The sequence below is a fragment of the Anaeromicrobium sp. genome (genome assembly GCF_025210435.1).
GTDB lineage: Bacteria > Bacillota > Clostridia > Peptostreptococcales > Thermotaleaceae > Anaeromicrobium.
The window spans coordinates 1-14,417 of the sequence record NZ_JAOART010000096.1; the positions used below are offsets into that span (position 1 = coordinate 1).

The window sequence follows — 14,417 nt, forward strand, 5'->3', positions numbered from 1 at the left end:
TATGCATTAGGAAGTGTTGAAGGAGATATTTATATTGGAGGATTAGTCGGAGAGGCGTATGATAGTTCCTTAAGTATTAGAAATTGCTACAGTGCAGGAAAGATAACAGGAAGATCATACGTAGGAGGAACTATAGGATATGCATCTTACTTAAAAGAACAGGTAAGTACTTATTATGATGGTGTAGCATCAGGATATAAACCAACTAAGTGGCATGATGTGGCAAAAACTACAGAAGAAATGATGAATAAAGAGACATATAAAGGATGGGATTTTAACAACATATGGAAGATAGAAGAGGGAAGGCATTATCCTTATTTAGACTAAGTTTCTAAAACAGGTGGATTAAGAATAAATAATATAACAGATAGTTCCATGAGGGTTAAATTGTACTTGATTAATAGTTTAGGGGTTAGTGTCTAAAACAATTAACTCCAAACCCTAAACTATTAACCTTATACAAATATGGTATTATTTTTCATAAAACTAAATATGTAAAATAATTTCAAAATCAAGAAATCTATAAGACGACAACAATTGTATTTAGGCATAGTCAATAAATTGTAAAGGACGTACAGTTAAATTTAACTATACGTCCTTTGTTTTATATGGTAGTATTATTTTTTGCTGAGAACCAGTAGGTAATACAAGGTATGCTACCATGGTTTCTATAGTTGTGAGGTGTGAATCTATTAATATAGACACTATCACCAGCATTTAATTCATACTTAATATTATCTACTGTTATTTCTAAAGTTCCTGATACTACTAGGCCCATTTCATCAAAGTTATGGCCCCAAGAAGTATTACCATAGTTACTACCAGGAGCTATAGTAATACATATACAGCTTAGTGGTTTGTCCACGTCTGTTAAGGATTCAAACTTAACGTTATTGTCCTCATTTTTAAAGATTTCTTTTCTGTTGGCTTTTTTTATAACTACAGATTCTTTTTTCTCAGAAGGTTCTATTAAATCCACAATATTAATATCCAAAAGTTGACATATTTGTTGAAGATTACTTACGGAGGGACTATTTAAATCTCTTTCTATATTACTTATGAACCCACTAGATAAACCAGTTAATGTAGATAATTGTTTTATGGTAAGGCCTCTTCTTTTTCGAAAATACTTGATTTTTTCTCCGAGTTCCATATTTATTCTCCTTCTATAAATTTAAAATATAATTTTAGGTATTAAAATAATTAGAAAATTTCAGGTGAAGACAATTAAATAGTATAACTATATGTACTTAGTTTTATACTATATAGCATGAAAAACTTTCCAAATATAATGGAATTTTTAACAATCCCTAAGGAACCTAAAAGTATATGGGAAAAACAATGTTAATTTAAGCAATATTTTATCATATATTGACTTTTATTAACAGTTAAAACTATAAAGTGTTAAATATTAAATTAGGAATAATATGGGTTTTAATCCATAAAAATGAGAACATTTTTCTAAAAATTATGATATAATAAACACAATAATTCAAAAAAATGAAGAAAACCAACAGTATAATGAAGTTGACTGGATAGGAGGTTTAATTTTGAGTGAATACAGTATCTTTGATGTGATAGGCCCAATAATGATAGGTCCTTCTAGTTCCCATACGGCAGGAGCAGCACGCTTAGGAAAAGTGGCTAGGATTATAGGTGGAGAGAATATTAAGGAAGTGGACTTTTTTCTTCATGGATCCTTTGGTAAAACTTATAAGGGACATGGGACGGATAAGGCTCTAGTGGCAGGAATACTAGGTATGGATCCTTGGGATGAAAACTTGAGACATTCCTTTACTATAGCAGAGAAAAAAGGTATAAAGTATCAGTTTATAGAAAAGGACTTAGGAGATGTACATCCTAATACGGTAAGGTTTATATTAAGAAAAGAAAATGATGAAATGGTTGTGATTATGGGTTCTTCCATTGGAGGAGGGAACATAGTTATAACAGAAATTGATGGAATACCAATGGAGTTTACAGGAAGTTATCCTACTATTATAACTGTCCATAGGGATATGCCAGGAGTAATAACACAAATAACAAATACCATTTCAAATGAAAATATAAATATAGCTCAAATGAAGGTATTCAGAGAGAAAAAGGGCGGAAAAGCCATAATGATAATAGAAACGGACTCAGAGATTAATAATGACATAATAGATAGTATAGGTAAGGTTGAAGCAGTAGATGGTGTAAAGATAATAAATATGTAGTTCCTAGTGAAAGGAGTAATAAGGATGTTTCCTAAATCAGGCAAAGAATTAATGGAAGTATGTGAAAAATCTCAATGTAAAATATGGGAGCATACATTAAAAAGTGAAGCACATTTAAGTGAAGTGAAAGAAGAACAAATATTGAAAAATATGAGAGAAGTTTTAAATACTATGAAAAGTTCAGCTACAGAGGGCCTTCATAAGAAGGTAACATCTATTAGTGGTCTAATAGGTGGAGATGCCTATAAAATGAATGAATATATAGAAAATGAGGAAACTCTAACGGGAAATGTTATGGCTAAGGCCATGGCTAGGGCCCTATCTTCATCAGAGATAAATGCATCTATGGGCAAGATTGTTGCAGCACCCACAGCTGGATCTTGTGGTATATTACCAGCCGTTTTAATAACAGCTGGAGAAAAATTAGAGAAAACAGAAGATGAAATGGTACAAGCCCTTCTAACAGCTTCAGGAGTTGGCCATATAATAGCCACTAATGCTACCGTGTCAGGAGCAGAAGGTGGATGTCAAGCTGAATGCGGTTCTGCGGCGGCCATGGCAGCAGCAGCCGTTGTAGAGATGATGGGTGGAACACCTAAGGAATCCTTAGATGCAGCAGCCATAGTAATCAAATGTGTATTAGGATTAGTTTGTGATCCAGTGGCAGGGTTAGTTGAGATACCATGTGCTAAGAGAAATGCCATGGGAGCTGTAAATGCCCTAGCAGCAGCAGATATGGTAATGGCTGGGGTTGAGAGTTATATTCCCTTTGATGATACTGTATCAGCCATGTACAAGGTTGGAAAGAGTCTTCCTTGTGAATTAAGAGAAACAGCTTTAGGTGGAGTTGCCATAACAGAAGCAGGATTAAAAATGAAAAAGGAAGTATTTGGATAAAAGAAGGAGAAATCCTTCTTTTTTGCGTTTCAAATAAATATCTGGGGTAAAATAAATATAGATTTATCATTTTCAAACTTGCTTTATGTGTGCCTATTTCTCTTATAGATTTCGTAACACTAAGCTTTCTCTATACAGTAACTTGCCTATAAGGGAAACTATTGAAAATTTTTGGAACCCTGGAACGTCACAACATCCTATTCTACTCCAACATGACTCGTGAACCTATCTACGAAGATTCACACTTTCGCTTGTGACAAGGACTTGGGTGGAAAAAATTTTCAATATATTTTCCTGAAATAGGCCCACATAAAGCAAGTTTATACACCAGAAATCTATATAGGCAAGTTACTGTATAAAGAAATCTTAGTTCATATTATTCATGGGAAATTTGAGAGGGTGAAAGTGATTTTTATTTATACATAAAATAAATTTGAAGGAGATAAAAATATGAGTTTTTATGAAAAATTAAGTACATATTATGATGTGGTTTTTAAAACTGGAGAAAATCAATTGAAGTTTATTAAGAAATATATGGGAGATAGGAAAAAATTATTAGATGTGGCAGCAGGAACGGGAAATTATTCTATTAGCTTGAGTAAGGATGGTTATGAAGTGGACTCCTTAGAATTAGATTCTCATATGGTGGATCTTTTAGAAGATAAGGCAACAGGGGAAAGTATAGATATGGATATATATGAAATGAATATGATGGATATTCATGAGATAGACAAAAGGTATGATGGCGTTTATTGTATTGGAAATTCCTTAGTACACTTGAATGGAAAAGAAGAAATTGGCCAATTTTTAAAAAAAACCTATGATATGTTAAATCATAATGGAGTTATTATAATACAAATAGTAAATTATGATAGGGTTATGAAAAATAATGTTACAAAACTTCCTACCATAGATAGAAGTCAGGAAGGTGTCCTATTTGAGAGACTTTATTCTAGGAAAGATGACAAAGTAATATTTACAGGGAATTTATCTATTATAGAAGAAAATAAAGAATATACTAGTCATGTGGAATTATTTCCCCTTTTAAAGGAAGATTTAGAGGAACTTTTAAAGAGGGCTGGATTTAGGAATATGAAGTTCTTTGGAGGATTTGACGAAAGTGAATATTCAGATGAAACCTTTGCCAATGTAATAGTGGCATATAAAGGGTAAGATAGGTTAAAAATAAAAATATAATTTTGTAACATAGGTTACTTAAAGATTTTCCAATTGAGATTATAATTTACTTAAGAAAATAAGAGAGAGTTTGGAGAGATTGTTATGAATCCTAAATATGCGGTGTTACAAAAAATTAAAAATGGTAAAAGGGTTTATGCCATTACACCTAGAATACCAGGTGGTTTCATAAGTGCAAATCAAATGATAAAAATAGCTGAAATAGCCAAAAAATATAAAGCATCAATTAAATTGACTTCTGGTCAAAGGGTAAGTTTAATAGGATTAAAGGCAGAAGATGTACAACGGGCTTGGGAAGACTTGGGCATGGACCCGGGAGTACTATCACCCTATTCTGTTAAGAATGTGGAAATCTGCCCAGGGGAAATGTGTAAGCGTTCAAGACAAAAATCTTTAGGCCTTGGAATGAGGCTGGAAAGAAGGTTTTATGGAGCACCAGCTCCTAATAGAACCAAAATAGGTGTGATAGCCTGTTTAAATGGCTGTACCAGTTTACACGCCAAGGATATAGGAGTTTTAGCTAATGAAGAAGGTTATATAGTAGTAGCAGGAGGTAGTGCTGGATTCCACCAAAGACTATCAGATGAGATTAAGAGAGATTTAACTGAAGATGAAGCCTTTTTATTAGTAGAATCCCTATTTAATTATTATTGTGAAAATGCTGAAGCTGGAGAAAAGTTAGGGCACTTTATGGATAGAATAGGTGTAGATAAATTTAGAGGAGAAGTACTTGAATCATTTGAAGAAAGAATGAAGGGAAGTGACAAGGTTGAGTAGGTTTTTAGGACCAATTCATCATTGGTTATTTAACAAGATAAGAGTATTTGAGGAAACAGAAGAGGTATTAATATTAGAGCTAAAGGAAAAGGGATTAGATGTGGATAATGTAGTAAATTCTATGCGTCATGACCATGGAGATTTAATTGGGGAGGCTTCACTAGAAGAATTAATAGATACAGATAATATCCACGGCTGGTTACAAGAAAAAATTAGAGTAGTTGAAACTAGACAAGCAGCTATTATTTCAAAGCTTATGGAGAAGCATGGAGATATGGTACTAGATGTGGCTAAGGATGTCTATTGTAAGATGGGAAGAAAGTATGGAGAAGAAGTACAGGGAAAAAATATTAAGGATGCCCCTACCTTATATAAGGCTCTTAATAACTATATTTTAGAAGGAATGCCTTGTGATAATGTAAATAGTGTAATAGAAAAGGATGATGATCATATAGTATGGAATGCAGTTGACTGCTTACACAAAAATTACTGGGAAGCAGTTGATGGAGATGTGCAAGTTTACTACACTTTAAGAACAGGTTTTATAAATAATTTTATTGAAACAGCCAATGAAGAGTTTTCATATACATTCAGTATTGAAAAAAATAATGGTTTAATTATAATGAGAAATGTGATTAGTAAATAGGAGGGAATTAGTGTGAAAATAACTAAGGATAGTGTCATAGCAGAAGTATTGAAGGTAAATAATAATGCAGCAAATATTTTAATGTCATTTGGAATGGGTTGCTTAGGTTGTCCATCATCACAAATGGAAACACTAGAACAAGCAGCAGAAATCCATGGAATTGATTTGGAGAAATTATTAGAAGAATTAAATAAATAATTTAAGGCATATGAAAGAAATAAACTAGTCATTTCTTTCATATGCCTAAAGGGCTCACTTTTCTCATGAGCCCTTTTGTTATCCATTTAATTTTGAAACCTGTTGTTCAAGTTCATTAGTAATATTTTTTAAGTTTGTAGACATGGTATTTAATGTATTTGATAAATCTAATAACTCCTCTGTAGAAGATAGTTGCTTTTCTGATGCTGTGAATATTACCTCTGTTTTACTAGTAGTGTCCTTAGCTGTGTTAGCTATTTCATTGATAGAATTAAGAACTTCATAAGATCCGGCAGAAGCTTCTTCTGTTGCCGCTGAAACCTCTTGAATCTGAGATGCTACCTCATCAGAACTTTGTATAATTTCTTCAAAGGTATCTGTTACATTTTCAACAGATACTATTCCTTCATTTACTGCATCATTTACATTTGAAATTATATCTGTGGCCTTTTTTACATCACTTCTTATGGAACCGATAAGTGCTGAAATCTCACTAGTAGCATCTGAGGAACGTTGTGCTAATTGTCTAGTCTCTTCTGCTACAACGGCAAAACCCTTACCATGCTCTCCTGCACGGGCTGCTTCTATGGCTGCGTTTAAAGCCAGCAGATTAGTTTGATAAGCTATTTCGTCTATGGTTTTCACTATAGTATTTATAGATTCAGATCGATCATTTAATACACCAATAACATTTCTGGCATCATGTACTGTATCTTTAATATTAGACATTTGTTGTATAGTGTTGTTAATTACAACCCGACCATCATTAGATTTTTCAGCAGAAGTTAAAGCTAAATTAGTAACAGTATTGGAAACGGTAGCTATATGTTCCATTCCCCTACTCATTTCATTCATTACATCCAGACCATTTTCAGTCAGGGATAAATACATACTTGATTCGTCCACTAACTCATTAACCTTTAGAGTAATTTCTTCGTTAGAGGATTGGTTGATTTTAGTACTATCAGATAAGGTATTAGATATTTTTAATACTTTATTTGACATTTTGGATAATTTTCCCATTAAAAGGGAAGTCTCCTCTATATTATCCTTAAGGGCTTCTTCTGCTTTTTGTTTGTTTAATGTGGATTTTGCAAGTAAATTACATATGAAAAAGGATCCTATTAATAATAGTAAATAAAAAATTAATAATTCAGTTAAAGAACCACGGGAATAGTTATTGTAATCTTTTTTAGATACAAAACTTATAAGTTTCCAATTATAATTGTCCTTATTAATATACTCTCCGTCTATACTTCCAGTCTTTAAACTAGAATTGTGAGCCTCTAGTCTTGGATCTATTGTAGTGTAAGTAAATACTCCATTTTCAGAAACTAATTGACCAGATGGTGATGATTGTATTTCTACCCATTCTTCATTAAAGGATTTACTAAAGGTATTTTCCTTTTTATCTTGGAACATAAATGCCCACTCATCATCAGAAGTTACCCCTTTTAAATAATAGGAAGATGAGTTAACTAAGAGAATATGTCCTAACGAATTTTTATCACCTTCAGAAAGATTGTCTATTAATTCTTGACCAAAATAATTAAAGACTAATATTCCCATCTTCTCATTATTAGAGTCAAATATTGGTGTACAGAATCTTATCATAGGCTTTAGGGGCATTTCTACTTTACCCTGTTCTTTGTTCAAATCGAAGGGAGATACATAAATTTGTCCCCTTTTAAGAACTAAAGCATCCTTTACATAATAACTATTCTTCTTAGATTGAAATTTATGAGAAGGAACTATTTGAGGGGTTCCCTTATTATAGTTAACCCTCAGAATTTCCATTCCAGAAGTATCAATATATCTTATTTGGTCATAGAGCCCTTTACGTTTAATAAAGGATACAAATTCTTCTTCCAATCTTTGTCTATAGCTAGTATTTTCAGGATTTTTTAGGTTTTCAAGATCAGTTATTTCAGAAAGATACATTAAATCAGAAATTATAGCATTGAAATCCTTTATAATAGTTTCTTGTTTTACTTCGATTAAATTTGATTCATCTGATAAAATCAGGTCTTTTTGTATGCTAACATCTAAATAATAATAAGAACCTACTAACAAGGTTATTATTAAAAATGAAGTTATAAAATATTTTAAAGTTACTTTAAATGAATGGTTATTCATAATCTCCTCCAAAATTCTATTTTTTTCTATCTTATTCACGATTATACCACAAAATAGGACATATGGTATAAATTTCAAAAGGAAAAGAATCCAGAACTACCTGCATAATCTATTAATAGTTAAAATGTTGCAGAAGTATTAAAGAACATAATATAATATTAAATGTAGAAAATAGAATTTCAATGAGGGGGAAGATCTGTGAGAATTTTAAAAGAAGAAACTATGGCAGTATTAGTAGATGTACAAGAGGTATTATTACCTCATATCCATGATAATGAAAATCTAACTAAAAATTTGAGAATTTTAATGGAAGGATTAAAAACTATGGGGGTTGATGTCCTCGTATCTGAGCAGTATACTAAGGGATTAGGACATACTATTGAAACATTAAGGGAAGTATTAGGTGATTATACTCCAATGGAAAAAAGTAGCTTTAGCTGCTGTGATGATGAAAATATGATGGAGTATATGGACAAGTCAGGAAAGAAATTTATCATATTAGCAGGAATAGAAAGTCATATATGTGTAATGCAAACGGTCTTAGATTTAAAGGCAAAGGGGTATGAGCCTGTAATAGTGGAAGATTGTGTTGGTTCAAGAAATGAGAATAATAAAAAAGTGGCTATGAATAGATTATCACAATTAGGAGTAATAGTTACTACATATGAATCCTTATTATTTGAATTATGTAGATATTCAAAGGCGCCAGAGTTCAGAACTATCTCTAAATTAGTTAAATAATAGTTGGTAAGGAAGTTTATTTCTTTCATATGTCTTATAATAGGAAAAAATTGCAAAGTTATATGAGCTATATTTGGATATTATAGTTCATATAACTTTTTTTAGTTAGAAGGGAATATTATGGAAATATACAAGTGCAGTGTATGTGGTTATTCATATAAGGAAGAAAAGGGTGATTGGACAAATGACATAGAAGCAGGAACGAAATGGGAAGATTTACCTGAATATTGGACATGTGCCACATGCAACCAACCTAAAATGGCATTTGCTAAAATGAAAAAATAGTCGAAAAATGTTGCAATTGTATTGACAAAAACCTGATTTTAATATTTAATAGTTATATGTGTATATAATATAAGGAGGACTTGAAAAACATGAACAATGAAACAAATGTAAAAATTGTTACGGCTGATCCATCGGCTCTTGGTCTATTTGGATTATCAATAGTTACTCTTGTGGCTTCTTCTCTAAAATTAGGGTGGACAAGTGGAACTGCTTTTGTAATCCCATGGGCATTTTTTTTAGGAGCATTTGCTCAGTTATTCGCTTGCATTAATGATGCAAAGAAAAACAACACTTTTGGAACTACAGCATTTGGTGGATATGCATTCTTCTGGTTTGCAGTAGCCATGTCTTGGATGATTCAAAATGGTGTATTTGGAGAAAAGATGGCAGCAACTGTTGACGGAAAGCAATTAGGATTCGCATTTTTAGGATACTTAATTTTCAGTGTAGTTATGACTATTGGTTCTATGGAAACACATAAGGTATTATTCACTATTTTTGTATTAATTGATTTATTATTTGTAGGATTAACATTAAGTTCTTTTGGAATTGCAACTCATTTTGCTCATAATTTAGCTGCATATTCAGAGTTTGCAATTTCCATGTGTGGATTCTATGGTTTTGCAGCAGCTGTATTAAATACTCATTTCGGAAAAGTATTTTTACCTGTAGGTAAGCCATTTGGAATATTTAAAAAGTAATAATATAATGAGATAAGGACGCCTTTTATGGCGTCTTTTTTTTTATATTTTAACATATATATAAATAAGTTGGGGATAGGGGGAAACCAATAATGCTCATTAAACAATGGGATATATATCTTGCAAAGGTTCCCATAGAAGGATTTGAAATGGGGGAAGTGAAAACTGTTTTAGTTATTTCTAACAATGCCATAAATAAATTTAGTCAATGCGTCAATATAGTCATAGTAGTTCCTAAAAAATATGGAAACGAAAATAATCTTCTTCATGTGGATATAAAGGCAAATGAAAAGGATACTATAGCCTTAGTAAATCATAATGAAACCATAAATAAAAATAGACTAGTAGTAAAAGTAGGTCAATTAAATGATGAAAGAATAAGGAAAAAAATATTGGTAGCTTGGAATATGATAATAAATAATGAAAATAAAATGGAACAGTTAGAATTTGAAAGGTTCTTTCAAATAGGATCTACCTTTGAAAAGGATGAAGATAATGAGTATGAATTTAAAGAGTTTAGGGTAGACCAAGAAGATCCAAGGGATCTAATGGCAAGGAAATTAGAAAAATATATATGTGGATTTTTAAATGGTGAAAATAATAAATTTGGAAAAATATATTTTGGTATAACAGATGATGGAATAATAAAGGGAACCTATTTAAATAGGGAAGATAGGGATCATATAAGACAGTTATTCATAGAAAAATTAAAGTATATAAGGCCTGTGGTAGATAGATCCTTATTTACTATAGAGTTTATAAAATTAAAGGAAAAGGAAAAAATAAAAAAGGATTATTATGTAATAGAAATTTATGTGCCCTCTTCACCAGACCCTTCTGTTTTATATTTTACAAGGGATGATAAATTATATATTAAATTTGATGGAAGAAATGAAAAAATAGAGGGACCTGAGATTCAAGAAGTGATAAAAACAAGACTTCTTAATAAGATAATAGGTGACAAGGACTTTTTTAAAAGTCCTAAAAATTAGACTTATAAATAGGAAGGGCTTATTGGCCCTTCCTATTATTTTAGGATAGTTTCGTTAAAAATTATAAATATAAATATTAAATTTATTGCAGATTCAGCCATGCTTCCCGTTGTAATAGTAAAAGGGAAGCTATATTTCTTCTTACTTAAGGGATAAAATAGCTCAATTCCTTCCTTGGTGAAAAAGTCACATACTAAATGGGAGATTACCCCTATAATAGTGGCATAAGTTATATTATCCATTATCATTTGTTTATTAAATAGGAAAAATATACAATAGCTAATTCCTAAGACTCCTCCTAAACTATGGGTGAAGGTTCTATGTTTAGATAGACCTATTAGGATTAATAGGACACCTAAAAATATCATGGACTTACTAAAGGATTCAAATCCTTTATAAAGCAATATACCACCACCAGTACAGTAAAAAATGGTCTTACCCTCTTTATTCTTCTTAAATAAAAGCTTTTGATTGATAAGGGCTCTAGGATGATCTATATCTGGAATTAAAGATCCTAAGGCAGCAGCTGTACTAGTTAGTAAGTTAACTTCATATCCCATTTTAGGTAACAATAGGAGGCTTGCTGCAGTTCCAATAATCATATGACTTCGTCCGTTCATCATGTCACTCTCCTATAATAGTTGTTGGATTTATTATAACCTAATATGACATAAATAGACAAATAATATTGGGGAAAAATAGAAAATAAATATGGATTTAGATTTATATAACTGTTAAACTACTGGAAATTTTAAAAAATTTATACATAATGCTACTAAAAAAGACAAAATATGATAAAATATATAGGTTACAGGTAGGAGGAGAAAATTAAGATGAATGATTATAACCAACCATATGTTTTAGTATTTGGAGCATCCGTTGTGGATATTATTGGTTTTAGTAGTGCTAAATATAGATCATATGATTCTACACCAGGAAATATTAAAATTACATTTGGGGGAGTCTGTAGAAATATAGCTGAAAATATGGCTCGTGTTGGAGTTAATACTAAGTTTATTTCCATACTTGGAGATGATGAAAAGGGACGTAGTATGTTAGAACATTCTAAGGTTATGGGATACGATATGAGTGAATCTCTTATACTGGAAAAAGGGACAACACCGACCTATATGGCCATTTTAGATGAATATGGAGAAATGGTTTCGGCCATAGCAGATATGAAGAGTGTTGATGAAATGACCTTTGAGTTTATTGATTCTAAGAGGGAAATTATAGAGAATTCACAATATACTTTTTTGGATGCAGATAATCCAACTAATTTAGAATATATACTTGAAAGTTTTAAGGGCAAGACTAAATTTATACTAGATCCTATTTCAGCTGCAAAGGCAAAAAATATTAGGCATTTAATTAAGCATTTTCACACAATAAAGCCAAATAGACATGAAGCAGAAGTTTTAGCTGGATTTAAAATTAAGACAGATGAAGATTTAAGGAAAGCTGTGGACTATTTTTTGGATTTAGGTGTTAAGAATGTGTTTATAAGTTTAGATGAGGATGGAATATATTATTCAAATGGATTAGAATATGGAAAAATAAAAGCTAATAATGCTATTGTAAAGAATGTAACGGGAGCAGGAGATTCCTTCGTAGCAGGATTAGGATACGGGTATATGAACAATATGGATATAGTTAAAACTATTAAATTTTCAGTAGCAATGTCCATAATCACCATATCCCATGAAGAAACTATACATCCAAAGATGTGTTATGAGTATGTTAATAAATATATGGATGAAATTAATTGGACAGAAATAGTATATTAGGCATATTCAAAAAATAAATTAGTCATTTCACTGGTTATTTGAATTATTTTCTTCGTTATGGAATCGCTTACATATGTTTAATATGCTTGCTCGCCATGCCTTGAAAATAATCCAAATCCCTCAGAGAACTGACTAGTTTATTTCTTTCATATGCTTTAAAAGATATGGATGGTTTTAATACCATCCATGTCTCTTTTTGTTGATGCATGTAAAATCTTGGATAAAAAATACAAATGATTTCTATGTAAGCTATAAGAAAAATCTATTAGATATATACTTGAAAATATGTTTAAATGGATTCTAGGAGTATCTTAATATTTAACTAATGAAGGAGATGGAATAATGAGAAAAAGGTTAGTCGCCATAGTAATGGCAATTGCACTAATATTTACTTTAGCAGCATGTTCAGGAACAGAGTCTAAAGTAGAAGAGAAGACTACAACAAATGAAGTTGAAGAAACCAAGGTTGAAGAAACTAAATCTTATAAAATAGGTATAGTAACGCCAACATTATCTGTTAGTGAAGATGAGTATAGAGCAGGAGAGCGTATGGTAGAAAAGTATGGAGATATGATAAAACATATTACATTACCAGAGAATTTTTCTACAGAAATAGAAACGGGTATAAGCCAGATAGTATCCTTAGCTGATGATCCAGAAATGAAAGCTATAGTGGTAGTATCAGGACAATCAGGATTATTACCAGCATTACAAAAGGTTGAGGAAGTAAGACCTGAGATTATAACTATAACAGCACCTATCTGGGATGATCCAGATATGATGTCAAAGTATATTGACGTATGTTTAGATACAAACTGGGTAAAAAGAGGAGAAACTATAGCTAAAAAGGCTAAGAAGATGGGAGCAGAAACATTAATTCATTATTCATTCCCTACTCATATGGCAAAGGAAGTTATAGTGAAAAGACATGATATGATGAAACAAACTGCTGAAAGTCTTGGAATGAAGTTCGTAGACATTACTACACCAGATCCACAAACAGGTGGTGGACCAGCAGCTATGCAACAATTCCTTAGGGAAGACATACCTAGACAAATTGAAAAATACGGAAAAAATACAAATATATTTGGTACAAATTGTGGAATGTATGGTGTTATAATAGATGAAGCTCTTAAGCAAAAATACATAATGGCAGAACAATGTTGTCCAACTCCAACACAAGCATTCCCAACAGTAATGGGACTTGAAATAGAGGAAAAGGATGCTGGAAACTTTGAACTTATAAATAAAATGATAAGTGAGAAGACTGCTGAAGCAGACATGACTGGAAGATTATCAGGATGGCCTATACCAGTTACTATTTTAGTACCAGAGTATGCTGTTGAACTTGCAAAGAAAATGATAGATGACCCTTCTTTTGATCCAAAGGATTTAAAGAGTCAAGAGGCCTTTGCAGAAGAAATTACAGGACATAAGGTATTCTTTGATAAATTAAAAGAAGATACGGATAATTATTTTGTTATAATAATGGACTCTATTTTCTATTAGGAAAGATTAAAAACAAAGCGACACTACCTATAAAAGGGTAATGTCGCTTATTTTAAATTAAATGTAGTGTGAAAGTTATGGTTATGTGAGTCTATTTATTGCTATAGAAAAACTTCGTCATATAAAAGCGGCTTTATGTGGGCCTACTTCAGGAAAATATATTGAAAATTTTTTCCACCCAAGTCCTTGTCACAAGCGAAAGTGTGAATCTTCGTATATAGGTTCATGTGTCATGTTGGAGTAGCATAGGATGTTGTGACGTTCCAGGGTTCCAAAAATTTTCAATCGTTTCCTTTGTAGGCAAGTTACTGTATAAAACAAATTTAAAATCAAGA

At 31.6% G+C, this 14,417-nt stretch carries 16 protein-coding genes; 13 read left to right on the forward strand and 3 right to left on the reverse strand.

Annotated features, from left to right (window positions below; all coding sequences use genetic code 11):
* The coding region (locus N4A57_RS11945) for a GLUG motif-containing protein (protein ID WP_293658224.1) at positions 1 to 327 on the forward strand (327 nt) is incomplete at its 5' end.
* A gap of 277 nt (positions 328 to 604) precedes the next feature.
* On the opposite strand, the gene N4A57_RS11950 is transcribed toward N4A57_RS11945, so the two are convergent.
* Positions 605 to 1,153, reverse strand: a complete 549-nt coding sequence (locus tag N4A57_RS11950; RefSeq protein WP_293658225.1) for a cupin domain-containing protein — start codon at positions 1,151 to 1,153, stop codon at positions 605 to 607.
* A 397-nt stretch (positions 1,154 to 1,550) separates the two neighbouring features.
* Here N4A57_RS11950 and sdaAB point away from each other — a divergent pair, with 397 nt between their 5' ends.
* The 6 genes from sdaAB (at position 1,551) to N4A57_RS11980 (ending at position 5,931) form a co-directional block, all read left to right on the forward strand.
* The gene (gene sdaAB / locus N4A57_RS11955; RefSeq protein WP_293658226.1) at positions 1,551 to 2,216 is read left to right on the forward strand and encodes an L-serine ammonia-lyase, iron-sulfur-dependent subunit beta; all 666 of its coding nucleotides are present in this window, start codon (positions 1,551 to 1,553) and stop codon (positions 2,214 to 2,216) included.
* A 24-nt stretch (positions 2,217 to 2,240) separates the two neighbouring features.
* A complete protein-coding gene (sdaAA, locus tag N4A57_RS11960; RefSeq protein ID WP_293658227.1) occupies positions 2,241 to 3,113 on the forward strand; it encodes an L-serine ammonia-lyase, iron-sulfur-dependent, subunit alpha in 873 nt (290 codons plus the stop codon).
* A gap of 450 nt (positions 3,114 to 3,563) precedes the next feature.
* Positions 3,564 to 4,286: a class I SAM-dependent methyltransferase gene (locus N4A57_RS11965; RefSeq protein ID WP_293658228.1), complete on the forward strand. Its 723-nt coding sequence runs from the start codon at positions 3,564 to 3,566 to the stop codon at positions 4,284 to 4,286.
* Positions 4,287 to 4,394: 108 nt separating this feature from the next.
* On the forward strand, positions 4,395 to 5,087 hold the full coding sequence (locus N4A57_RS11970; protein WP_293658229.1) for an NAD(P)/FAD-dependent oxidoreductase: 693 nt from the start codon (positions 4,395 to 4,397) through the stop codon (positions 5,085 to 5,087).
* Complete coding sequence (locus N4A57_RS11975; RefSeq protein WP_293658230.1) at positions 5,080 to 5,733, forward strand: hypothetical protein; 654 nt, start codon at positions 5,080 to 5,082, stop codon at positions 5,731 to 5,733. Before N4A57_RS11970 ends, N4A57_RS11975 begins: the two co-directional genes overlap by 8 nt.
* Before the next feature lie 12 nt (positions 5,734 to 5,745).
* Positions 5,746 to 5,931, forward strand: a complete 186-nt coding sequence (locus N4A57_RS11980) for a DUF1858 domain-containing protein (protein ID WP_293658231.1) — start codon at positions 5,746 to 5,748, stop codon at positions 5,929 to 5,931.
* Positions 5,932 to 6,009: 78 nt separating this feature from the next.
* On the opposite strand, the gene N4A57_RS11985 is transcribed toward N4A57_RS11980, so the two are convergent.
* A complete protein-coding gene (locus N4A57_RS11985) occupies positions 6,010 to 8,067 on the reverse strand; it encodes a methyl-accepting chemotaxis protein (RefSeq protein ID WP_293658232.1) in 2,058 nt (685 codons plus the stop codon).
* Between the two features lie 198 nt (positions 8,068 to 8,265).
* Between N4A57_RS11985 and N4A57_RS11990 the strand changes: the two genes are divergently transcribed.
* From N4A57_RS11990 to N4A57_RS12005, 4 genes are all read left to right on the forward strand, one after another.
* Positions 8,266 to 8,808, forward strand: a complete 543-nt coding sequence (locus N4A57_RS11990) for a hydrolase (protein ID WP_293658233.1) — start codon at positions 8,266 to 8,268, stop codon at positions 8,806 to 8,808.
* A 120-nt stretch (positions 8,809 to 8,928) separates the two neighbouring features.
* Positions 8,929 to 9,093: a rubredoxin gene (locus N4A57_RS11995; protein ID WP_293658234.1), complete on the forward strand. Its 165-nt coding sequence runs from the start codon at positions 8,929 to 8,931 to the stop codon at positions 9,091 to 9,093.
* An 89-nt stretch (positions 9,094 to 9,182) separates the two neighbouring features.
* A complete protein-coding gene (locus N4A57_RS12000; protein ID WP_293658235.1) occupies positions 9,183 to 9,794 on the forward strand; it encodes an acetate uptake transporter in 612 nt (203 codons plus the stop codon).
* A 92-nt stretch (positions 9,795 to 9,886) separates the two neighbouring features.
* A complete protein-coding gene (locus tag N4A57_RS12005; RefSeq protein WP_293658236.1) occupies positions 9,887 to 10,786 on the forward strand; it encodes an RNA-binding domain-containing protein in 900 nt (299 codons plus the stop codon).
* A 35-nt stretch (positions 10,787 to 10,821) separates the two neighbouring features.
* On the opposite strand, the gene N4A57_RS12010 is transcribed toward N4A57_RS12005, so the two are convergent.
* Complete coding sequence (locus N4A57_RS12010; protein WP_293658237.1) at positions 10,822 to 11,409, reverse strand: metal-dependent hydrolase; 588 nt, start codon at positions 11,407 to 11,409, stop codon at positions 10,822 to 10,824.
* 210 nt (positions 11,410 to 11,619) lie between these two features.
* On the opposite strand from N4A57_RS12010, the gene N4A57_RS12015 reads away from it, so the two are divergent.
* Together N4A57_RS12015 and N4A57_RS12020 are read left to right on the forward strand one after the other, a co-directional pair.
* Positions 11,620 to 12,573, forward strand: coding sequence for a carbohydrate kinase family protein (locus N4A57_RS12015; protein WP_293658238.1), 954 nt, complete (start codon positions 11,620 to 11,622; stop codon positions 12,571 to 12,573).
* A 342-nt stretch (positions 12,574 to 12,915) separates the two neighbouring features.
* On the forward strand, positions 12,916 to 14,082 hold the full coding sequence (locus tag N4A57_RS12020; protein WP_293658239.1) for a DUF3798 domain-containing protein: 1,167 nt from the start codon (positions 12,916 to 12,918) through the stop codon (positions 14,080 to 14,082).
* Positions 14,083 to 14,417 lie beyond the last annotated feature (335 nt).

Excerpts from the sequence above, each read along its gene's own strand:
- N4A57_RS11950 (WP_293658225.1), bottom strand. The coding sequence starts at position 1,153 with ATGGAACTCGGAGAAAAAATCAAGTATTTTCGAAAAAGAAGAGGCCTT.
- sdaAA (WP_293658227.1), top strand. The coding sequence starts at position 2,241 with ATGTTTCCTAAATCAGGCAAAGAATTAATGGAAGTATGTGAAAAATCT.
- N4A57_RS11965 (WP_293658228.1), top strand. The coding sequence starts at position 3,564 with ATGAGTTTTTATGAAAAATTAAGTACATATTATGATGTGGTTTTTAAA.
- N4A57_RS11970 (WP_293658229.1), top strand. The coding sequence starts at position 4,395 with ATGAATCCTAAATATGCGGTGTTACAAAAAATTAAAAATGGTAAAAGG.
- N4A57_RS11985 (WP_293658232.1), bottom strand. The coding sequence starts at position 8,067 with ATGAATAACCATTCATTTAAAGTAACTTTAAAATATTTTATAACTTCA.
- N4A57_RS11995 (WP_293658234.1), top strand. The coding sequence starts at position 8,929 with ATGGAAATATACAAGTGCAGTGTATGTGGTTATTCATATAAGGAAGAA.
- N4A57_RS12000 (WP_293658235.1), top strand. The coding sequence starts at position 9,183 with ATGAACAATGAAACAAATGTAAAAATTGTTACGGCTGATCCATCGGCT.
- N4A57_RS12005 (WP_293658236.1), top strand. The coding sequence starts at position 9,887 with ATGCTCATTAAACAATGGGATATATATCTTGCAAAGGTTCCCATAGAA.
- N4A57_RS12010 (WP_293658237.1), bottom strand. The coding sequence starts at position 11,409 with ATGATGAACGGACGAAGTCATATGATTATTGGAACTGCAGCAAGCCTC.
- N4A57_RS12015 (WP_293658238.1), top strand. The coding sequence starts at position 11,620 with ATGAATGATTATAACCAACCATATGTTTTAGTATTTGGAGCATCCGTT.
- N4A57_RS12020 (WP_293658239.1), top strand. The coding sequence starts at position 12,916 with ATGAGAAAAAGGTTAGTCGCCATAGTAATGGCAATTGCACTAATATTT.